Raw genomic sequence first — 20241 nt, forward strand, 5'->3', positions numbered from 1 at the left:
GTCCTTTTTCAACCAATGACTAATGAATAACTTGATAGTTTTTCCCCAAGTAATCTGTTACCAACTATAGCAACATGATCTCATTTGTAAAAACTAGCTCAACATTACGATCCCCCCCACCCCCCTTAGTAAGGGGGGAATTAAAGGGGGGATCCCAACTAAAAATTTACAACTGATTTAGGATTGCTATATGGAGCTATTTGTCATAAGGATTTTAACTTTGAATTTCTTCCAATAGCGCGTAAAAAGGATCCCATTCATTTTCTAAACTAATCGGTTCCCAAACTGACTCAATAACAGGGCGTAAGAGGGCAGTTTTGGGGTTTTTCGCTTTCAGACGAGACGCAACTGCTTCTAACTCTTGTTCAGAACATTCTTTTAAGGCTTGTTGATAACACTGTTGCCAACTTTCCCAAAGCGTTTCCCTTGCTTGTAACTGTTCCACAAATTCGGCATTTTCTAAAATGATATTAGACTTTTGTTGCCAACTAGGGCTAAACCAATTTGCTAATTCTGCAAAAAAACGATGATAAGGAACTTGGGTTTCGTATAATAAATTAACTGTTTCTTCTACTAACTGTGTTCCCGTTTCTGGGGATAAAGACACAAAGCCTAATTTCTCTAGCATTAACTGCTGATACTGTTGCTGATAATGGGGTTCAAATTTCTCCAACCCCTTCTCTAAGTCTTTCACTGACATTACCATTGCTAAGGGGGCTTGCAATTTTTCTAAGTTCCAGCGACAAATGCGAGGTTGATTACCATAGGAGTATAATCCCGAATAGTCAAAATAAGCTGCAGTAAAACGAGGGCTATAGGTAGGAATAAAGGCATAGGGGCCATAATCAAAACTTTCCCCTGTAATAGACATATTATCGGTATTGAGTACCCCATGACAAAAGCCAGCAACCATCCATTGAGCCGCTAATTCTGCTACTCTTTGCACTAATTCCTGATAGAAGTAAGCATATTTCTCTGTCTCATTTTCTAAGTGAGGGTAATAGTAGTAAATTACATGATCTAATAATTTTTTCGCTAAATCAGGGCGTTGCAAGTAATTGAGGCGTTCAAATGTGCCAAAGCGAATATGAGAATGACTCATGCGAATTAAAACTGAGGCGCGAGTGGGGGAGGGTTCATCTTCACGCCAAAGTGATTCTCCTGTTTCAATGAGACTGAGACAGCGAGAGGTGCGAACTCCTAATTGATGTAAGGCTTCGCTAGCGAGAACTTCTCTCACGCCCCCTTTTAAGGTTAATCTGCCATCAGCAGTGCGGGAATAAGGGGTTTGTCCTGAGCCTTTTGTGCCAAAATCATATAAGCGACCATCATTCCCCCGTACTTGTCCATAAATAAACCCTCGCCCATCTCCGAGATATGGGTTATAGCTGCCAAATTGATAACCGTGATAGCGGAGGGCAAGAAATGGGCGAATTGCTTGAAACTTGCCAAAGGCTTCGATAAAGTGTTCGTCTGTTACCTCTGAGGGGGTTAAGTTAAGTAAGGGAAGTAATTGGTCATTGCGAAACCGTAACAAATGGCGCGGAAATTCAGCGGCGGTGACAGGATCATAGTAGTCGTGTCCAAGGTTTTCGAGGGCGGTTTCGTAGTTGAGATTGAGAAAGGGATTGGAGTTAGTCATGCTTTTTTAAGTTACCAATTTTTTTACTGATCACGATAGAGATAAATCATACGAATATCATCTGGTAAAGCAGTTTCTAATAGTTTATAACCCTGTTTTAATCCGCTTTTTACTTCCTCAACACTCAAATTTTCCTTTTGCTCTTGTAGATATTCAGCAATCCGTGATTCACTCCAATGAAAGGTTTGTGCCATTAATACCATTAAACGCACAATAGGAGGAAGTTTATTGAGGGCAATTTCTAGATGACACCAAAAGGGAGGAGGAGCAGCTTTTAAATCATAATTGATTTCTTTAACAGGGGGAATTTCTACTTGGTTGAGGGTGACAGCTACCATTTTAATTAACCAGCTTTGCAGGGAATTATCCCCTGTAACGTCTAATTCATTAATGTTGAGACCTTGCATCTCATAGTACAAGTGCCGCCAAATTTGGGCAAAAAGATAGTCAGATTGAATGCGCGATCGCGCACTGTGACGGATAATTGTATAAATGAGGGGACTATAGCGACAAAAAATAGCTATGAAATATTTTCCCTGTTCAGGATGTCGCTGTAACAGAGTCAGTAATTCTAAATCGCTATGATGGAATAAGGGTTGAATAAGAGGGTGGTTTGCTTCTGGAAAACTAGGAATCTGCACGAGTGTTCATCAACCTAAAACAAATATAAAATAGGATAAGCTAGTCTAGCACTAGCGTTTAACCTCACAGGGGTAATCACCTATTGCACTTTACCGCATCTGATTTAATTTGTCGGTAAGTTTTGACTGTAACACATTGAATGATCTGCTTATGGCTTGGGAAATGATTGTTAATATGACTTCGATCGCGGCTTTTCTTCCTGGATTGGATACAGTTTTTTCCACCCAGGGAATCATGGTCATGTTGTTGGTGGCGTATGCAGGGGCAATGTGGCTCTTTCTTACTAGCGCACCAAAAGTCCACACTGTTATGGTATCGGATTTAGAGGTGGCTCGTCAGTTTTATGAGGGAGTTTTAAATTTACCTATTGCCGAAGTGCCACTCCACTATTATTACAATTATGAACAATCTTTAGGGGCAACTGCTATTGATCCCATGTATATGTCTGCGAATACAGGAATGGCTAGTAATCCTGGTTTTGCTGCTTCAGAAGGACTTTGGTATCAACTGAAAAAAAATACACAATTGCATATAATTAGTGGTGCAAATTACGGTCACAAAGAGCGCGATCGTCACGTATGTTTTGATCACGATTGTTTAGAACAAATTTTAATGCAAGTGCAAGCGCGACGACTAAAATTTAAAGTCCGTCGCACCAAACCTTTAAACTTTTTAGTTAAAGATTTGGATGAACGAGTGATTGAAATGGCAGAAGTTTCTAACTAGTTAGTTGTGGATTTTTATGCGGCATATTTTTTGAGAGTCTCTAAGGAGATCACTTCTAAAGCTCGAGCATGCGTAGAAGCTAAAACAACAGGTGGTGCGACACCAGCTTGTCTCGCTTCTTCCCAACGAGAGGCACAAAGACACCAGCGATCGCGCGGTTTTAGTCCTGGAAAATCAAACATGGGTCTTGGGGTACTTAAATCATTGCCTTGGGATTTAGTATATTCTAAAAACTCTGCTGTTACTTCTGCACAAACTACATGCAACCCGAAATCTTGTCCACCTGTATTACAATAGCCATCGCGATAAAATCCTGTCTTGGGTTGATTACAACACAATTCTAAAGGGGTTCCTAAAACATTGGTGGCTTCAGTCATCCTTGTTTTCTCCATTGTTATTTATGCTAGATTTTAGCATACTAATCAGGAACAATCTACACTGGAGATTGAGGTTATTTTTATTATTAAAGCGATGAGGAATTAAAAAAATGAGTGAGCAAATTTTATTCACAATTGGACATTCTAATCATTCTATAGCGGACTTTGTTTCTCTCCTTAAAAAATATAATATTACCGCCCTTGCTGATGTTCGTTCTCAACCTTATAGCCGTTATCTTACTCATTTTAATCAGCCTAATTTGAAGCTAGCATTAATGGAAGCAGGAATACAATATGTTTTTCTTGGCAAGGAATTAGGAGGACGACCGCAGGAAGAGAATTGTTATCTCAACGGGCAAGCAGATTATGATAAAATGGCAGGGACAGAAACCTTCAAGGCAGGAAAAAAGCGATTATTAGAAGGGATTAAGAAATATCGAACTGCTTTAATGTGTGCGGAAAAAGACCCGTTAGATTGTCATCGTTTTTTATTAGTTTGTCGCTATTTACGTCAAGATCACTTAGCAATTAACCATATTTTAAAAAATGGAGAAATAGAAACCCATGAAGACTTAGAAAAACGATTACTTAAAAAACAGGGTTTCCCTACAGAAGAAGCAACAACTCAACAGCTTTCTTTATTTGACTTGGATTTCCCTCCGCCTCAAAAGTCTCCAGAAGAACTGTTAAATGAGGCTTATCGTTTACAATCTCAACAAGTGGCTTATCAGGCAAAATCATGATTAAAATTTTCACGATTGGATTTACCCAGAAAACTGCTCAAAATTTCTTTGAAACTCTCGGAAAAGTGGGCGTTAAAAAAGTAATAGATACCCGAATTAATAACACTTCTCAATTATCAGGGTTTGCCAAAAAAAATGATTTACAATACTTTCTCCAGTCTTTAAAGTCTATTGATTATGATCATCAAATCTCTCTCGCCCCCACTAAGAATTTATTAAGCCAATATCGTCAAAAAGAAATGAGTTGGGAAGACTACGAAAAAGCATTTTATCAATTAATCAGCGATCGCGCGATCGACAAACAATTCTCACCAGAGTCTCTTCACTGTAGTTGTTTATTATGTAGTGAAGCCAAGCCTCATTATTGTCACCGTCGCCTCGTTGCAGAATACTTACAACAAAAGTGGAGAGATGTAGAAATATGTCACCTTTAACCTCAATTATTTGTTTAGCCAATTCTTGGAAACACGGCGATCGCTGTATTGCTGGAATTAATCTTCAAACAGGGTGTTGGGTGCGTCCTATCTCTAGCTTAGAAGATGGTCGTATTCCACTTTCTATGCGCTTAATTAATGGGAAAGAACCAAAATTATTAGATATCATCGCAATCCCCCTAGCAAAAGAGGGTAATGACTTTGGATTTGAAAGTGAAAATTTATCAGTTTTACCGGGAGAATGGAGAAAGCAAGGTGAAGTTGTCCCAAAAGATATTTTAAGATATTGTCAGCGAGATCATTATGTTTTGCATAATCATAAAAAGTATGTCACCGTTACTGAAATCACCAGAAAACCATTTTTACAACGAAATACCCTGCAATTAGTTTATGTAACAGAATTTTCCGTAGAAAAGAAATTAAGAGATACAGGAAGCAATCAATATCAAGCTACAATTGTAACAGCAAATGGACAAACTCTTCGCCGAATTGGTATTACTGATCCTGTATTTGTTCAGAAACTAGATCGAGGAGAACAGCCTAATGTTCCCTGTTTAGTCACGGTTAGTTTAAGTATGCCTTATCGTCCTGATAATTGGGAAGGAGATGATCCCTGTTGGAAACTCTTAGCAGGTGTTATCGAGTTAGAACCGCAAAATAATCGCAATGATGATATTATAGATATTCCTTTTTGATTTCCTAAGAAAATGAATCAATATTTTGCTACAGTAGCACGAGGATTAGAAGAAATTGCCGCTCAAGAATTAGAAGCATTAGGGGCAAAGAAAGTTAATCCCACCTTTACAGGAATAGAATTTCAAGGAGATCAAAAATTACTCTATCAAATAAATCTTTGGTCGCGGCTTATTTTTCGGGTTTTAGTTCCTATCCAAAAGTTTCCTTGTCATAATGCAAAACAACTTTATCAAGGGGTGCAAAGCGTTAATTGGGAGAAATATTTATCTCCTGAACAATCATTAATGGTTCACTGTACAGGGAAAAATAAACAACTGAATCATACTCACTTTAGTGCTTTACAAGTTAAAAACGCGATCGCGGATCAGCAAAGAGACTATTTTGGAAAACGATCAGATGTTAATTTAGAAAATCCTGATTTAATTATTAATCTCCATATCAAAGATACTTACGCTATCCTGAGCTTAGATAGTACAGGAGAGAGTTTACACCGTCGCGGTTATCGCCCTGCAATGGGAGTCGCCCCCTTAAAAGAAACCTTTGCCGCCGCTTTATTACAAATGACAGATTGGGAAACTCATTTACCGTTACTTGATCCTATGTGCGGATCAGGAACATTTCTAATTGAAGCAGGATTACAATCGCTCAATATAGCCCCAGGGTTATTTAGAAAACAATTCGCCTTTGAGAAATGGTCAGATTTTAATCCTCAACTTTGGCAACAATTAAAACGAGAAGCAAGACAACAGCAACGATCAGAACTTCCTGCTGGAATTTATGGGCGCGATCGCGCTTCTGAAATGTTAAAACAAGCTAAAACCAATGCCAAAAACTGTAATCTTAATCACCATCTTGACTTAGCCCAAATAGATCTTGAAAACTTAGAACCACCTAGTGAGCAAGGCATTATTATTTGTAATCCCCCCTACGGCAAACGCCTTGGAGAAGTCAAAGAACTGGGTCAATTATACAAACAACTTGGAGATGTTTTTAAGCAACGTTTTAAGGGTTGGATTGCTTATGTTTTATCAGGAAATAAAGAACTAACCAAACAAATTGGTTTAAGAACCTCAAAACGCATCCCCGCTTACAATGGTTCAATTCCTTGTACCCTTTTACGGTACGAGATTATGTGAAGTATTACAACTTGATGCTCTCCTATTGAATCGAAAATTACATTGGGAGCCCCATCAAAAGGATTCAAGACAGGTTACTAGTAACGACGCTAATACATTTTGAAAAATAGCGGGAGGCGGATTTGAACCACCGACCTTCGGGTTATGAGCCCGACGAGCTACCAGACTGCTCTATCCCGCGTTGCACTTTAGCTATTATAAACATAAAGTTTGAGTAGTGACAAGTAAAAAAAGAAAATGATATTGAACAATGTTGGGGAATCGCTATTTTTGGGCTCAGCTAGTTCAATATACCAGTCTCTAGGTGTTAACTATTTCCTGCACGGATTAATAAAATTATGTCGGGAGATGATTTTGCACATTAAGATACAATAAGAATCTCTCCCTCTCTCAAGCAAGACAAGTAATTAGACTCTATGGGTAGCATCTTTGGGCAACTTTTTCGCATTAGTACCTTCGGGGAATCTCATGGCGGTGGCGTTGGTGTCGTTATTGATGGGTGTCCGCCACAACTTCCCATTTCCGCAGAAGAAATCCAATTGGAATTAGATCGCCGCCGCCCAGGGCAAAGTAAGATTACCACCCCTCGTAAAGAAACGGATACCTGTGAAATTCTGTCTGGGGTATTTCAGGGGAAAACCACAGGAACACCAATTACGATTTTAGTTCCGAATAAAGATACTCGCCCTCAAGATTATAGCGAAATGGCAACCACTTATCGCCCATCTCATGCTGATGCTACCTATGATGCGAAATATGGCTTTCGTAATTGGCAAGGAGGGGGACGATCTTCAGCGCGGGAAACTATTGGCAGAGTGGCGGCTGGCGCGATCGCGCAAAAAATTCTCCGTGAAGTTGCTAATGTGGAAATTGTGGGCTATGTGAAACGAATTAAAGATTTAGAAGCCCCAGTTGATACCGATACTGTCACCCGAGAAGCAGTGGAAAGCAACATTGTCCGTTGTCCTCACGGGGAATGCGCCCAGCAAATGATTGATCTCATTGAGCAAATTCGCCGCGAAAAAGACTCTATTGGTGGTGTTGTCGAATGTGTAGTGAGAAATGTTCCCAGAGGATTAGGGGAACCAGTCTTTGATAAATTAGAAGCAGATCTCGCAAGAGGGATTATGTCCTTACCTGCCAGTAAAGGCTTTGAAATTGGCTCTGGCTTTTCGGGAACGCTTTTACGAGGAAGTGAACATAATGATCCCTTTTACCCTGATGAAGAGGGAAATATTCGCACTCGCAGTAATTATTCTGGAGGGGTGCAAGGGGGAATTAGTAATGGGGAAAATATTATTCTCCGTGCTGCCTTTAAGCCCACTTCTACAATCGGGAAATCCCAAGAAACTGTTACCAGCAGTGGGGAAGCCACGGAATTAGCCGCCAAAGGACGACATGATCCCTGTGTGTTACCAAGGGCAGTTCCTATGGTAGAAGCTATGGTTGCCCTTGTTTTGTGTGATCACTTACTGCGCGATCGCGCTCAATGCCACCTTTTTGAACAAGAAGGGGAGTAATACTAATACAGAAAGCAACACTTTTTGATAGAATCTTATAGAAAGTTTAAGATACTCTCATATTTTTATAAATGGATATATTAGTGGTCGGGGCTACGGGAACCCTAGGAAGGCAAATCGTCCGTCATGCTCTAGAAAAAGGCTATCAAGTAAAATGTTTGGTGAGAAACCCCAGAAAAGCAACATTTCTTAAAGAATGGGGAGCAACACTGGTTAAAGGAGATTTATGTCAACCTGAAACATTACCCCGCACCTTAGAAGGCATAGAAGCCGTTATTGATGCTGCTACCGCCCGTCCTACTGACGCATTAACCATCAAAAATGTTGATTGGGATGGCAAAGTAAATTTAATCCAAGCCTGTAAAAAAGCAGGGGTAGAGCGTTATATCTTTTTTTCGATTCTCAATGCAGAAGCCTATCCTGATGTTCCCCTCATGGACATTAAACGCTGCACTGAGCAATTTTTAAAAGATGCAGAACTCAATTACACAATTCTCAAGCCCTGTGGCTTTATGCAGGGATTAATCCCTCAATATGCGATTCCCATTTTAGATAACCAAGCCGTGTGGGTAACAGGAGAAAGCACCCCTATTGCTTACATGGATACCTTAGATATTGCTAAATTTGGGGTACGCGCCTTAGAAGTTTCTGAAACTGAACAAAAAACATTTCCCCTTGCTGGATCACGAGCTTGGACTGCTGACGAAATTATTAATCTTTGTGAACAACTCTCAGGAAAAAATGCAAAAATTTCTCGTCTCCCCATGGGGTTATTAAAATTCTTATCACGAGCAATGCGATTTTTCCAATGGACACGTAATGCCTCTGACCGCTTAATGTTCGCTAATGTGTTAGTCAGTGGCAAACCGTTTGACGCGGATATGAAGGAAGTTTATGATACCTTTGGTTTTAAGCCTAATGACATGACTAGCCTTGAAACCTACTTAAAAGAATACTTCTCACGGATTATGAAGAAATTAAAAGAGATTAATTACGAAAAAGAAAAAAGCAAGAAAAAGAAAACTCCCTTTAAATCTCAGTCTTAATGAATTCTTTTGCCTTACGATACAATCAGAAGAACATTCTTGTATTCATAATAAAATTCTAAAAACGGATTAGTAGTCGTGCCGAAAATAGGCATTATTTATAACGATAATAAACCAGTTGCTTACCAAACCGCTTGCCAAGTCCAAGAAAAACTCCAACAGGAAGGATGGGAAGTGGTACTCGCCACAGGAGTGGGAGGTCTCTTAGGATATTCCAGTCCTGAAACTCCTGTGTGTCATACGCCCATGGACAAGTTAACCCCTCCAGGCTTTGATGAAACAATCAAGTTCTGCTTAGTCTTAGGGGGTGATGGTACTGTCTTGTCTGCGTTCCGACAGTTAGCTCCCTATAATATCCCTTTATTAACTGTTAATACAGGACACATGGGCTTTTTAACAGAAACTTACTTGAATCAACTTTTTCCTGCTTTGGAGGAAGTATTAGCAGGAAATTACCATGTGGAAGAACGCTCAATGATTACTGTAAAAGTAATGCGAGGAGAGCGTTTGCAGTGGGAGGCTTTATGCTTAAATGAAATGGTGCTTCACCGGGAGCCTATGACAAGTATGTGTCATTTTGAGGTAACTGTTGGGCATCATGCCCCTGTAGATATTGCAGCTGATGGGATCATTGTTTCTACTCCCACTGGTTCTACCGCTTATTCTTTGAGTTCTGGTGGTCCGGTGGTAACCCCCAATGTCCCTGTGTTGCAATTAGTTCCGATTTGTCCTCATTCTCTTGCTTCACGGGCTTTAGTTTTTTCCGATCAAGAACTGATTACCATTCATTCTGCTAGTGAAGAACATCAGTTAGTGATGGTGGTAGATGGTAACGGGGGTTGTTATGTACAACCGAAAGATCTCGTTTATGTTGCAAAAGCAAACTACTCGGCGTATTTTATTCGTCTGGAACGTCCAGAATTTTCCGTGTCTTAAGAGAAAAACTCGGCTGGGGATTACCCCATATCGCCAAACCAACTTCTGTCGAGCTACCTTAAAAGTTAATTGCTCCTGGAGGGCTTCTGCTATGTCGGTTTTACTCATTGAAAATGATCCTTACCTCGCTCAACAGGTGAATTTAGATTTAACCCATGCCGGTTATACGGTAACAGTGGTTTCTAACCCTGAACAAGGAGAACCCTATTTTAAAGAGTTACAGCCATCGCTGGTAGTAATCGATCAAGCACAATTTGGGGAGAAAGGTTTAAAGCTGTGTCGCCAAATTCGAGGAAATAATAACCCAGTATTGATTTTACTGTTTATGAATCAGGATCAATTGCGCGATCGCGTAGCTTGTCTCGAAGCGGGTGCAGATGATTATACCTTACTTCCCTATAAAACGGAGCAATTTCTAGAGTTAATAAAACTGTATCTTCAACCCTCAACAAAAACTCCAGAGCAACTGCATTTTAGCGATTTAGTATTAGATTTATCTCACCGTTGTGTTTATTGTAATGGAAGAAAAATTGAGCTTACAGTTAAAGAGTTTGATCTGCTTAAGTATTTAATGTCTCATCCTGGAGAAGTTCTCACCCGTGAACAAATTTTAGAAAATGTTTGGGAAGATAATAATGGTGGTGAATCTAATGTAATTGAAGTTTATATTCGTTATTTGCGCTTAAAAATTGAACAAGAAGGACATAAACGTTTAATTCAAACTGTTCGTGGCGTGGGTTATGTGCTAAGAGAAGGATAAATATTTTTCTCCTTCGTTGTTTGTAAACCAATGACCATTTTATTAAAGCGCGATCGCGCTTCTCTCACATTATTCTTGCAACACGTGATCGCATTTATTCTATCCTGCTCGCTTCGCCAGCATCAGGATTTTGTTACCGAAATTTTAATCGATACTGATTGCAGACCTTTTGCTGTTGAGGAGTCATTTCTTGATAACGATGAATAAAGTCAGCCTCAGCCCGTTCGATCATTTCTTGTACCGTGTTAGAAGACGTATAAATCATTGCTTCTAAGACGCTTGTCGTTAAGGCGTTGATATCATCACTGGGTTTCGCATTTTCAGCAACATTAGCCATAATTTCTTCTAGAGAAAAAAGGTAAGCATCAGGATAATTTTGTTTTGTCGCCTCCACATATTGAGTGTGTAATGCTTGCAGTGTTGTTGTTCTTTCTGTTGTTAATACCATATAGTCTTTGTTTTAGCTCTCAATACCTTTAGGTTACTGATTGTTAAGTTAAGTTACTGTTTACTGTGAACTTTGTGTTTTTACTGGACTTATTATCTACTCTATGATATAGACGAAAATACGGAATCTTCCGAAGCGCGATCGCGCTTCCTTCCCTTTCCAAAACGGCGATCATCTCCATTCACTTCGCATTAGTTATTATTTAAGTGCTAGATTTTGACAAACTTCATGCTTATAAATTTTTCAACAATTTATCATATTCGCTATGTGAGCCAATCCAAAACCAAACGATTGTATCTGATGTTTTTAGCACTCCGACAGCCCGCCAACCGATTCCGACTCTGATCGAATACAAAGGTTCTTGAGTATTGAGTTTCTTGAATTCTAAACTAGGATGTGTTGGGTTATCCTTCCAGAGTTTATAATTCTTCCGTGCCGTCTGTTTAACTCCATCGGGTAATTGAGCAAAACGTTGGACGAAATCATTAGTTAGTTCGGACTTCATAGTTCATCAAAGCCCATTTCATTAGTTTTCCCCTCCCAAGAATCATTTAAGGCTTGACGGGCTAATTCATCTAGAGAGGAACTTTGAGGTTGAGATAAGATCTTTTGCCATTTAAGCTCGCTTTCAATATCTTCAATCATTTTTTGAGCGAGTTCATTTTGAAGATGTTCTGGCAAATTTTGGGCTTTATTAAAGGCTTCTATTAATAAATTAGTCATTTTTGTCTAGCAATTAAAAGCATCTCTTATCTTTCTTGATCATATCGCGCATTTCTTCCCCTTCCTCAAACAGCGATCGCCGTAGGCAAGTAGCTTCCCTACATCGCGCTCTCTACTTCACATCAACCTAGCAAGTTTGAACTCCTGAATAGTTAAGAATTTTTTGATCTTGAGTTAATAAAGGACAGTTGTTCACTTTAGCGGTTGCTACTATAATTTGATCGGCAGGATCAGCATGAAAGCCAATTAATTGAGTGGAAGCGGTAATAATGGGAAGAGTTAAATGTAATAGGTTAACTTGAGATGATGCTAAAGCGAGTTCTAACCATTCCTCAACCGAACAATTAAATTTGATTCGATTTTTTTCAACTAATTTCGCAACTTCCCAACAAGAAATTATACTAAGTCCTAACTGATTGGGGTTATTTTGTTGAATCAGCTTCAGGTTTTGTTCTTTTAACTTAGGATTCCCATCAAGCCACCAAATCCAAATGTGAGTATCTAGCAGAATCATTTTAAGACTTCCCAATCTTCTTCTGCTACAGGTTCATTAGGCTGGTGGTAATAAATCACTGAACCCTTTAAGGATTGAATCTTATTGGATGACTCGGGAGAGTTGATGTTTTTAGTTTGTTCTAGTTCTTCTAAAATAATTGTTGCAATCCGATCGCGCTCTGATGGTGGCAGTTGTTTGACTTGTTCAATTAGAGATTCCAATAATTCTGTCATTTGAGTTTTTTAGTCAACGAACTATATCAATTTTATCAAAGCGCGATCGCGCATTCCTCTTCTTCCAAAAAGCGCAATAAATATAAACTTAAGTAGCTTTCACCATGCGTGAAAATACAATTAGAATTATTAGTGCAAGGAAGGCAAACCGTCGTGAGCAGAAAAGATACTGGAAACAAAAACAAAAGGAAACTGACTCCTGAATTGGCAAGGCTTGATAGTCAAACGGATTGGGAACGATTAGAGAAGATGAGTGATGAAGAAGCGACTCAAAATGCTTTAGATGATCCTGACAATTTGCCTCTAGAAGAAAATACTCAAGGCTGGGAAGTCCCATCAGGTAAAGTGTTAGGATTAAACTTTTTTCCTGAAGAAGAAATGTAATGCTCAACGCGATCGCGCCTTATCTGGACGACTAAAGAAGACTAATGTTACATGACGTTGACTGGATACGCACGGACTGCTGTATCTACTGTCGCAATGGTCAAACCGTTTTGTAATGCTTGGCAGATCAACATCCTGTCAAATGGATCGCGATGTAATGTTGGCAGTTTAGCCAGTTGAAGCACACTACTTTCATTAAGGTCAAGACTGGCAATTTGATGCAGATCGCGCTGTTTGGGTAAATAAGTTTCAGGATGCTCCGGCAAAGGTAGCTTGCCCAACTGGTACTTGACAATTGCTTCCCAGACTGAAATTGCACTCAGGTAAACCTCATTGTCTGGATCGCGAATTGCATCCCGAACATCTTTTGACAACCGGGTATCGCCACTGATAAACCATAGAAAGATGTGTGTATCTAGCAGAATCCTCATTTACCCTCGAATGCATCGAGAATATCTTCTGGCAATGGAGAATCAAAATCATCTGGCACAGTAAACTCCCCTGCACATAATCCAAACGGTCGTAATGACTTATTCGTATTAATTGGTCTCAGTTCAGCGATCGCTTTATCTGCTTGAAGAATCACAATGGTTTCACCTGCCTCCACTTGGCGCAGATACTTTGAAGGATCGAGCTGAATTTCATCGATTGTCACACTTAGCATAAAAAAGCCTCAGTATAAGTGCAAGGGATAATCCTCTTCCTGATTCAATTGTAAATGATGGGTCGTATGTTCCCATTGGGAAGAGACTCGCAATGTTCAAAAAGCCACTGTGGATTGGAATTTTTCTGCGTCTGTTAATCAGTCATTGTTGTCTAGCAATTAATTGAAGCTAGAGAAGACATTTCAGAAGTGGCTAAAGAAGCTAATATTTCTCAGGAAGAATTAAAGCGTTTTCTCAGTAAAGAAGATAATCCTAATTTTATGACGCTTACTTCTATTCTCAAGGCAGTTGGGTTAACAATTGACTTTAAACCCTCAGTATCTGTTAATCAAGACTAGATGCGTTTCCTAATCGCGCCTCCATCTCCATTTCACACAAACAGCGATCGCGCTTTCAACTAATTAGTTTTGTCTGAATTTTCTATGAGTTCCTGTAATTTTTTCTTCTCTTCAGATAGAGTAAGATTAGCATCAAAATAAATCGCATTTGGACGGGGACGACTGGTAAATTCTTTCCAAGCCTCCTGATCATTTCTATTAGCCAAGACATAAGACCTTAATTCAGAAAGACTCATTTGAGTGAAATTAGGTTTCTGTGACATCATACCTCCATTGCCCTGTTTCAAAATTAGGGTTCATTTTTAGGCCGAAGCGACAATGTTGCTTGGTGCAATGCTTCTATGAATTCACTAAAGCGCGCTCTTGCATTTTGAGCGATTTCCTTTTTTGGAAATACAGGCTCTTCCCGTGGAACACTCTTTTGGTTGAGCATCCCGAGCAAAGGAGACACGTGTATTATTCTGTGCCGGTAATGAATGTATGATTTAAGGGATTTGCAATAAAAAAGGATACCCATCAGAACGAACCAACAGTAACTGACCATTTGGGCAAAGATTCTGAAGGATGCCAATCAACTCGATAGTCTGCTAAAGACTCAGGGTCAACTTTGACACCAGTTTGATAAAGCTTAGTGACATGGTGAACCACAGGCTGAGAACCTTTCCAACTCATCTTACTTGCCCATCTCAGAGCCGTGTCAATAGAGTCCAGAATCGCTCCGTTCCAGAATTGTTCAAGGGCAGCCCAACAACGCTCAATGGGATTGTATTTACTATGATAGGGAGGATAGTAAATTAAGCGAATCTGGAGCTGGTAATGACGAGAAAATTCTACAATCCTTTTGATGAACTGAGTGCGATTGGAACGGGTAGCACTGCCGCCATCCAAGTTAATGGCTAAGGTGTTAACCTCGGGAAAGTTTCCTTGATTGCTTTTCCACCAGTGCTCTAGACAATCAACAATGAAATCTGAGGTTTCAGGGGACTCACTCATGTAAAGAGCTAAGTTGTCTGTACGGAGGTTAAGAATCCCAAAGGGAAGTAGAGTCGTGTGCCATTGAGTATCATGGTCATCGGCTTGAGGGGGAGCTTGGCGACGGTCTTTCCCACCCCGTGAGAGGTTTCCTAGTTTGACTTTGGCTTTCGAGTCAATTGAGATGCGTAAGACGGTTGGGTCATCATCGGCCGCTTGATTAGCTGTTGCCACTTGTTCAAAAATAGCATCAGTTTCAGGGATTTTCTTCAATGGCTTGGTTTTTAAGGTTTTTTTAAACGGTAGCCGAGGCGATTTAACATTGCTCCAATTGTTTGTCGGGTTGGTAATTGTTCATCGCTGTATCCTTTTTCCCTAATCAGAGCATTTCTCACCGCTTGAGCACTCATGCGGCTATACTGAAATGTGGTTTGGAATTTTGGGTCGGCTTGAGATTGTTCCTCTACTAGGTCGCGAATCTCCTTTCCTAAATTGGGCAAGTTTTCTTCGCTTTTTTTCCGACCCCGCTCCTGATACTTGTCCTGATAGGAGATTCCCCTTTCCAGATGGTCAAGACCTCTTTGAACACACACTCTCCCCCAACCCATTTGCCTTTCTGTCCGACGGGCTGAACCTTGAAAGTAGTCAAGGCACACCTGAGCGACAAACACTCGTTTTTTCTCTCCTGTTAATTTTCTCGCTGCATCTTTAAGAGTTCTTTTGAACTGTTCGTTTAACTCTTGCATCCTCTTTTTACCAATATCATCTCTTCTAGTTTCTTGGGTAATTCATTTTTTCGCAAGTCCCCAATCGAATGTTCTCCCCTGCAACTCGAACAAGGTAATCACGAAAAAGTTGTAGAAGCCTATTGACCTCATCTTCCCACATACGTCCACTAGGAAGATAAACACGGAATAGCAACCCCTCATCTGTTGCTTCAATAAAAGCTTGAGCTGATATAGTTACTTCGGACACACGCCGATAAGGAAGAGTCAATATATTATAGAAATCAAATAGTTGGTTGGTAAACCTTACAGTTTCAGGACTCGCATCAGCTAAAAGTTTTAAATTTGCTTCACGATAATCATCTGTTTCTTTAGGGTTGGGAGTTGTCCCCAGAAGAGACTCATAAACAAACAGTTGGTGTGGTTTCTTGGCAATTTCTTTAAGCAGGATGTTGCCAATTTCTTCGTAATCTGGATCTGCGAAGAAATTATATGTTTTAGGAGTCACCTTGCCCAAAATAGCTTTAACATTTGGGGATTTAACAATACTAACTATTTTCTTCCAATTTTCTGGTTTGGAATGAAGCATCTTCTTGATATATACCTTACCTGCTGTTCTCAGAGAAGATATAATTCCTTCGTGATCTATATCGTTAATTAGAAGGATTTCAGCGTTATTTGTATCAAAATCATGTTCCATTATGCACTTTTCGGCTAACAACTAAGTTAGATAGTGTGCTCACGCCTCACAATTTTACTCCTAAAAATGTGACTTTGTACCTCCGGCTCTCCCAGTGCCAATTATGAGGCATATTATACACAAGACCAATATATAATTCAAACTCAGCCAACTACTAATAACCTAAATCATTACTATTGAAAACATCAGTGATCAATCAAGGAAGATGTGTTAGTAAGAGTTGTGGTGACTGTCTTTGCAATGCTCCCAATCCTTCTCTGTTAAGCTATAAACTACAATTACAAAGAACGATCGCGCTCCCTTTATCGTTACAATAACCGTTATGGTTCATGTAAAACGTCTAGAATTATCGCGGTTTAAGTCGTTTGGTCAGACGACACAAATTCCCCTGCTACCAGGTTTTACCGTAGTATCGGGTCCCAATGGGTCGGGAAAATCCAACATTCTCGATGCGCTGCTGTTTGCGTTAGGTTTAGCGAGTTCCCGGGGAATGCGGGCGGAACGTTTGCCTGACTTAGTTAATAATAGCCGAAATAATGGCAAAGGACGAGCAGAGACAACGGTTAAAGTTACCTTTGAATTGGATGATGAAACAGAATGGTCAGTGGCGCGACGGTTACGAGTAACGAAAGAAGGAAGTTATGCCTCAACTTTCTATATTAATGATGAAACTTGTACCCAAAGCCAACTCCATGAACAACTGCGCGAGTTAAGAATTTATCCCGAAGGCTATAACGTGGTGCTACAGGGGGATGTCACTCGTATTATTAGCATGAATGGACGGGAAAGACGGGAAATTATTGATGAGTTAGCAGGGGTGGCTGAATTTGACCGTAAAATTGCTAAGGCGAAGGAAACTTTAGAGACGGTTAAGGAAAAAGAGGAACGCTGTGAGATTCTACAACAAGAGTTAATTAAAACACGCGATCGCGCTGCCAGTGAACGTAACAAAGCAGAAAAATATCGTCAACTGAAAGCCGAGATTCAAGAAAAACAGCAATGGGAAACGGTTTTAGAATGGAAAGCCCTTAAACAAGAAATTGATAGCTTACAGGGGGAAATTAGGGGGAATGAGGAAGCCTTAAGTCAACTGAACCAGACGATTCAAACCACTGATCAAGAAATTCAAGAAGCCAGTAAACAGCTAGAAACCCTAAACCAACAGGTAAAAGCCTTAGGGGAAGATGAACAGTTAGAAGCTAATTCTAAACTTGCTACCCAAAAAGCCCAACAAGAACAATTACAACAAAGGGAAACTGAATTAAATCAAACCTTAGAAGAAACAGAAACCGCAAAAACAGAAACCCAACAGCAACTGCAACAACATCAGACTCGCTTAGAAACTCTACAGCAACAATTAGAAGATTTAACTCAGAATAAATTACAAGAATTACAGCAAGCCCAAGAAACTGCTCAGACTAGATTAACAGAAAGTCGAGAACAGGCAAACGCGATCGCGGCAGCCTCAGAAGAATGGATCCAACAACAAACCCATCTCAACCAACAAATTAATCAACTACAAAACAGTCTAAACCCCCAAAGAACAGAACAAGCGCAACTGCAAGAACGAGAAACCCAACTGCAGCAAAAAATTCAAGATCAACAAGCCACCCTCTCTTCCCTAACCCCTGAACTAGAAGAAAAACAGGAACACTACCAACAGCTAGAACAAACCGTTAACGAACTACAACAACAAGTTCAACAACTCGCCCAACGCCTCAGTGAAACTGAAGAAGAAAAGAAACTGCAACAAACTACCCAAAACCGTCTTTTACAAGAACAACGGGATAAACAACGGCAATTAGATAAATTAGAAGCCACCCAACAAGCCCAACAGGAAGCCCAAGGCACTTATGCCACTAAAATTATCTTACAGGCAAATCTTGAGGGAGTCTGTGGTTTAGTCGCCCAACTCGGACAAGTAGAACCCCGTTATCAACTTGCTTTAGAAACTGCAGCTGGGGGAAGACTCGCCCATATTGTCGTTGAAGATGATCAAGTGGGCGCAAAAGCGATTCAACTGCTAAAAGAAAAACGGGGGGGACGAGCAACTTTTCTTCCCTTAAATAAAATTCAACCTCCTCGCCATAACTTGAGTACAGCCTTACGCTATGCCAATGGTTTTATTGATTATGCCGTTAACTTAATTGAATGTGAACCCCGCTATCAGGTAATTTTTGCCTTTATCTTTGGCAATACCACCGTCTTTGAAACCCTAGAAAAAGCCCGTCCTCATTTGGGAAAAACTCGTATTGTCACTCTAGATGGAGAAATTCTCGAAAGTAGTGGGGCGATGAGTGGGGGAAGTCGCAGTACCCGTTCTAGTCTTCATTTTGGCACAGCAACCGAGACAGAATCAGAAGAAATTCAAGAATTAAAAACCCGTTTAGCCGAAATTGAGGAAATTTTAGCCGTTTGTGAACCAAAAATTGAACAAGCCAGTGCAGAAAGTCAACGTCTCACAGAACAACTGAATACCACACGCCAACAGCATCAAGAACAGCAGTGGCATTATAACCAGACAGAACAGGAAATTACTCGTTTAACCCAACAAAAAGAGCAACTCACTGCACAACTGCACCAAAATGAAGGAGAATTAACCCAATTACAGCAACGGTTAGAAGAACTTGCCAATACGATTCCCCAACAAGAAGCGGAGTTAGAACAGCGACAAGAAGAACTTGCCAACCTCGAAGCGAGTCATAGTAATAGCCAATGGCAAGAGATGCAAACATTAATTAAACAGCAAGAAGGGGAGTTAAAGCAAGCCGAAACTGCTTTAGAGGAAGCAAAACAGCAAAAACAGGAGTTAGAAACAGAAAAGCTACGGTTACAGGAAAAAATAAGTACCGCCCAACAGCGTTTAACCGAGTATGAGGAAAAAATTCAAACGACTCAAGAACAGAAAGAGAGTTTAGACGGGCAAAAAGAAGAAATTGCTGAGAAAATTACAGAAACTGAAGGGATTATTGCTGAATTACAGGAGAAATTAGGTAAAATAAAACAGGAGCGCGATCGCGCAGACCAAACCCTCCGTTCCCGTCAGCGTCAACAAGACAAACAAACTTGGAAACAACAAAAACTGCAAGAAACCCTTAACGAACAGCGAGAAAAACTCATAACACTACAAAACCAACATCAAGAGAAAGCTAACACCCTTCCCCAACCCCTTCCTGACATTCCCGAGTTAGTAGCAGAAACTGACAGCGAAAACATTACCTTTGCCACCTACAGAGAACAACTTAGCCATCTCCAAGAGACCATACGTCAAATGCAACAGCGTCTTCAAGACATGGAACCTGTAAATATGTTGGCATTGGAAGAATACGAAAAAACCCAGGCACGTCTTGATGAACTAACAGAAAAACTAAATACCCTCGAAGGGGAACGCAACGAACTCCTCCTCCGCATTGAAAACTTTACCACCAGTCGCATCCAAGCCTTTAACGAAGCCTTTAACGCCGTTAATGAAAACTTCCAAACCATTTTTGCCACTCTCTCTGATGGGGATGGTTACTTAGAATTGGATCAACCCGATGATATTAGTAATGCTAACTTAAATCTTGTTGCCCATCCTAAAGGAAAAGCTGTCCAGAAGCTACATTCTATGTCAGGGGGAGAAAAATCATTAACCGCCCTCAGTTTTATTTTTGCCCTCCAACGTTATCGTCCCTCCCCATTTTACGCCTTTGATGAAGTAGATATGTTTCTCGATGGTGCGAACGTCCAAAGACTAGCAAACATGATTCAACAGCAAGCCCAAGAAGCGCAATTTATTGTGGTTAGTTTACGCCGCCCCATGATTGAGGGTTCCATGCGAACTATTGGTGTAACACAAGCTAGAGGTGCTTATACACAAGTTTTAGGAATTAAACTGTAAAATACCCTCTTTTTTAATG

At 40.2% G+C, this 20241-nt stretch carries 25 protein-coding genes, 1 tRNA gene and 1 pseudogene; 12 read left to right on the forward strand and 15 right to left on the reverse strand.

What is annotated here, in order from left to right:
• Positions 1–214: 214 nt before the first annotated feature.
• Together FRE64_RS11780 and FRE64_RS11785 are read right to left on the reverse strand one after the other, a co-directional pair.
• Positions 215–1642: a protein adenylyltransferase SelO gene (locus FRE64_RS11780; protein ID WP_146296423.1), complete on the reverse strand. Its 1428-nt coding sequence runs from the start codon at positions 1640–1642 to the stop codon at positions 215–217.
• A 23-nt stretch (positions 1643–1665) separates the two neighbouring features.
• Positions 1666–2283: an RNA polymerase sigma factor gene (locus FRE64_RS11785; protein ID WP_146296424.1), complete on the reverse strand. Its 618-nt coding sequence runs from the start codon at positions 2281–2283 to the stop codon at positions 1666–1668.
• Between the two features lie 163 nt (positions 2284–2446).
• On the opposite strand from FRE64_RS11785, the gene FRE64_RS11790 reads away from it, so the two are divergent.
• Positions 2447–3010: a VOC family protein gene (locus FRE64_RS11790; protein WP_222597915.1), complete on the forward strand. Its 564-nt coding sequence runs from the start codon at positions 2447–2449 to the stop codon at positions 3008–3010.
• A 14-nt stretch (positions 3011–3024) separates the two neighbouring features.
• Here the strand turns inward: FRE64_RS11790 and FRE64_RS11795 are convergent, their stop codons facing one another.
• Positions 3025–3387, reverse strand: coding sequence for a DUF2237 family protein (locus tag FRE64_RS11795; RefSeq protein WP_146296426.1), 363 nt, complete (start codon positions 3385–3387; stop codon positions 3025–3027).
• Positions 3388–3497: 110 nt separating this feature from the next.
• Here FRE64_RS11795 and FRE64_RS11800 point away from each other — a divergent pair, with 110 nt between their 5' ends.
• Genes FRE64_RS11800 through FRE64_RS11815 form a run of 4 tightly spaced genes read left to right on the forward strand, consistent with a single transcriptional unit; the run spans position 3498 to position 6396 of the window.
• Positions 3498–4130 carry a DUF488 domain-containing protein gene (locus FRE64_RS11800; RefSeq protein ID WP_146296427.1) on the forward strand — a complete coding sequence of 211 codons (633 nt, stop codon included), beginning with the start codon at positions 3498–3500 and terminating at the stop codon, positions 4128–4130.
• A complete protein-coding gene (locus FRE64_RS11805; RefSeq protein WP_146296428.1) occupies positions 4127–4564 on the forward strand; it encodes a DUF488 domain-containing protein in 438 nt (145 codons plus the stop codon). Before FRE64_RS11800 ends, FRE64_RS11805 begins: the two co-directional genes overlap by 4 nt.
• Positions 4552–5259, forward strand: a complete 708-nt coding sequence (locus FRE64_RS11810) for a dual OB domain-containing protein (RefSeq protein ID WP_186708803.1) — start codon at positions 4552–4554, stop codon at positions 5257–5259. Before FRE64_RS11805 ends, FRE64_RS11810 begins: the two co-directional genes overlap by 13 nt.
• A 12-nt stretch (positions 5260–5271) precedes the next feature.
• Positions 5272–6396 carry a THUMP domain-containing class I SAM-dependent RNA methyltransferase gene (locus FRE64_RS11815; protein WP_146296430.1) on the forward strand — a complete coding sequence of 375 codons (1125 nt, stop codon included), beginning with the start codon at positions 5272–5274 and terminating at the stop codon, positions 6394–6396.
• Positions 6397–6503: 107 nt separating this feature from the next.
• On the opposite strand, the gene FRE64_RS11820 is transcribed toward FRE64_RS11815, so the two are convergent.
• Positions 6504–6577: transfer RNA gene (locus FRE64_RS11820), tRNA-Met, on the reverse strand.
• Positions 6578–6812: 235 nt separating this feature from the next.
• Here FRE64_RS11820 and aroC point away from each other — a divergent pair.
• The 4 genes and pseudogenes from aroC (at position 6813) to nblR (ending at position 10658) form a co-directional block, all read left to right on the forward strand.
• Positions 6813–7916, forward strand: coding sequence for a chorismate synthase (gene aroC, locus FRE64_RS11825; protein ID WP_146296431.1), 1104 nt, complete (start codon positions 6813–6815; stop codon positions 7914–7916).
• A 71-nt stretch (positions 7917–7987) separates the two neighbouring features.
• A complete protein-coding gene (locus FRE64_RS11830; protein ID WP_146296432.1) occupies positions 7988–8962 on the forward strand; it encodes an SDR family oxidoreductase in 975 nt (324 codons plus the stop codon).
• A 78-nt stretch (positions 8963–9040) separates the two neighbouring features.
• A pseudogene (locus tag FRE64_RS11835) lies at positions 9041–9960 on the forward strand (NAD(+) kinase).
• Positions 9961–9989: 29 nt separating this feature from the next.
• Positions 9990–10658: a response regulator transcription factor NblR gene (nblR, locus tag FRE64_RS11840; RefSeq protein ID WP_146296433.1), complete on the forward strand. Its 669-nt coding sequence runs from the start codon at positions 9990–9992 to the stop codon at positions 10656–10658.
• A 133-nt stretch (positions 10659–10791) separates the two neighbouring features.
• Here nblR and FRE64_RS11845 read toward each other — a convergent pair whose 3' ends face one another.
• The 5 genes from FRE64_RS11845 to FRE64_RS11865 all read right to left on the reverse strand — a co-directional run bounded on the left by FRE64_RS11845 (position 10792) and on the right by FRE64_RS11865 (position 12558).
• Positions 10792–11106, reverse strand: a complete 315-nt coding sequence (locus FRE64_RS11845) for a hypothetical protein (protein ID WP_146296434.1) — start codon at positions 11104–11106, stop codon at positions 10792–10794.
• Positions 11107–11338: 232 nt separating this feature from the next.
• Entirely contained in the window at positions 11339–11611 is a 273-nt protein-coding gene (locus FRE64_RS18190) for a ParE family toxin-like protein (RefSeq protein WP_146296435.1), read from the reverse strand.
• Positions 11608–11829: a hypothetical protein gene (locus FRE64_RS11855; RefSeq protein WP_146296436.1), complete on the reverse strand. Its 222-nt coding sequence runs from the start codon at positions 11827–11829 to the stop codon at positions 11608–11610. Before FRE64_RS11855 ends, FRE64_RS18190 begins: the two co-directional genes overlap by 4 nt.
• 127 nt (positions 11830–11956) lie before the next feature.
• Positions 11957–12343: a type II toxin-antitoxin system VapC family toxin gene (locus FRE64_RS11860; protein WP_146296437.1), complete on the reverse strand. Its 387-nt coding sequence runs from the start codon at positions 12341–12343 to the stop codon at positions 11957–11959.
• Positions 12340–12558, reverse strand: a complete 219-nt coding sequence (locus tag FRE64_RS11865) for a hypothetical protein (RefSeq protein ID WP_146296438.1) — start codon at positions 12556–12558, stop codon at positions 12340–12342. Before FRE64_RS11865 ends, FRE64_RS11860 begins: the two co-directional genes overlap by 4 nt.
• Before the next feature lie 108 nt (positions 12559–12666).
• On the opposite strand from FRE64_RS11865, the gene FRE64_RS11875 reads away from it, so the two are divergent.
• Positions 12667–12942: a hypothetical protein gene (locus tag FRE64_RS11875; protein ID WP_186709074.1), complete on the forward strand. Its 276-nt coding sequence runs from the start codon at positions 12667–12669 to the stop codon at positions 12940–12942.
• A 47-nt stretch (positions 12943–12989) separates the two neighbouring features.
• On the opposite strand, the gene FRE64_RS11880 is transcribed toward FRE64_RS11875, so the two are convergent.
• Both FRE64_RS11880 and FRE64_RS11885 read right to left on the reverse strand, forming a co-directional pair.
• Positions 12990–13373 carry a type II toxin-antitoxin system VapC family toxin gene (locus FRE64_RS11880; RefSeq protein ID WP_146296441.1) on the reverse strand — a complete coding sequence of 128 codons (384 nt, stop codon included), beginning with the start codon at positions 13371–13373 and terminating at the stop codon, positions 12990–12992.
• A complete protein-coding gene (locus FRE64_RS11885) occupies positions 13370–13606 on the reverse strand; it encodes a type II toxin-antitoxin system Phd/YefM family antitoxin (protein ID WP_146296442.1) in 237 nt (78 codons plus the stop codon). The genes FRE64_RS11880 and FRE64_RS11885 overlap by 4 nt, the downstream gene beginning before the upstream one ends.
• 189 nt (positions 13607–13795) lie before the next feature.
• Between FRE64_RS11885 and FRE64_RS11890 the strand changes: the two genes are divergently transcribed.
• Positions 13796–13945: a hypothetical protein gene (locus tag FRE64_RS11890; RefSeq protein ID WP_246140301.1), complete on the forward strand. Its 150-nt coding sequence runs from the start codon at positions 13796–13798 to the stop codon at positions 13943–13945.
• Between the two features lie 59 nt (positions 13946–14004).
• On the opposite strand, the gene FRE64_RS11895 is transcribed toward FRE64_RS11890, so the two are convergent.
• The 4 genes from FRE64_RS11895 to FRE64_RS11910 form a co-directional block, all read right to left on the reverse strand.
• Complete coding sequence (locus tag FRE64_RS11895; protein WP_246140302.1) at positions 14005–14211, reverse strand: DUF6887 family protein; 207 nt, start codon at positions 14209–14211, stop codon at positions 14005–14007.
• A 250-nt stretch (positions 14212–14461) separates the two neighbouring features.
• On the reverse strand, positions 14462–15190 hold the full coding sequence (locus FRE64_RS11900) for an ISAzo13-like element transposase-related protein (protein WP_186708805.1): 729 nt from the start codon (positions 15188–15190) through the stop codon (positions 14462–14464).
• Between the two features lie 11 nt (positions 15191–15201).
• Positions 15202–15663, reverse strand: coding sequence for a hypothetical protein (locus FRE64_RS11905; protein ID WP_146294359.1), 462 nt, complete (start codon positions 15661–15663; stop codon positions 15202–15204).
• A gap of 25 nt (positions 15664–15688) precedes the next feature.
• A complete protein-coding gene (locus tag FRE64_RS11910; RefSeq protein WP_146296444.1) occupies positions 15689–16342 on the reverse strand; it encodes a hypothetical protein in 654 nt (217 codons plus the stop codon).
• Positions 16343–16664: 322 nt separating this feature from the next.
• On the opposite strand from FRE64_RS11910, the gene smc reads away from it, so the two are divergent.
• Positions 16665–20222 carry a chromosome segregation protein SMC gene (smc, locus tag FRE64_RS11915; RefSeq protein ID WP_146296445.1) on the forward strand — a complete coding sequence of 1186 codons (3558 nt, stop codon included), beginning with the start codon at positions 16665–16667 and terminating at the stop codon, positions 20220–20222.
• Positions 20223–20241: the final 19 nt, after the last annotated feature.

This window comes from Euhalothece natronophila Z-M001 (assembly GCF_007904085.1).
In the GTDB taxonomy this organism is placed as follows: Bacteria; Cyanobacteriota; Cyanobacteriia; order Cyanobacteriales; family Rubidibacteraceae; genus Halothece; species Halothece natronophila.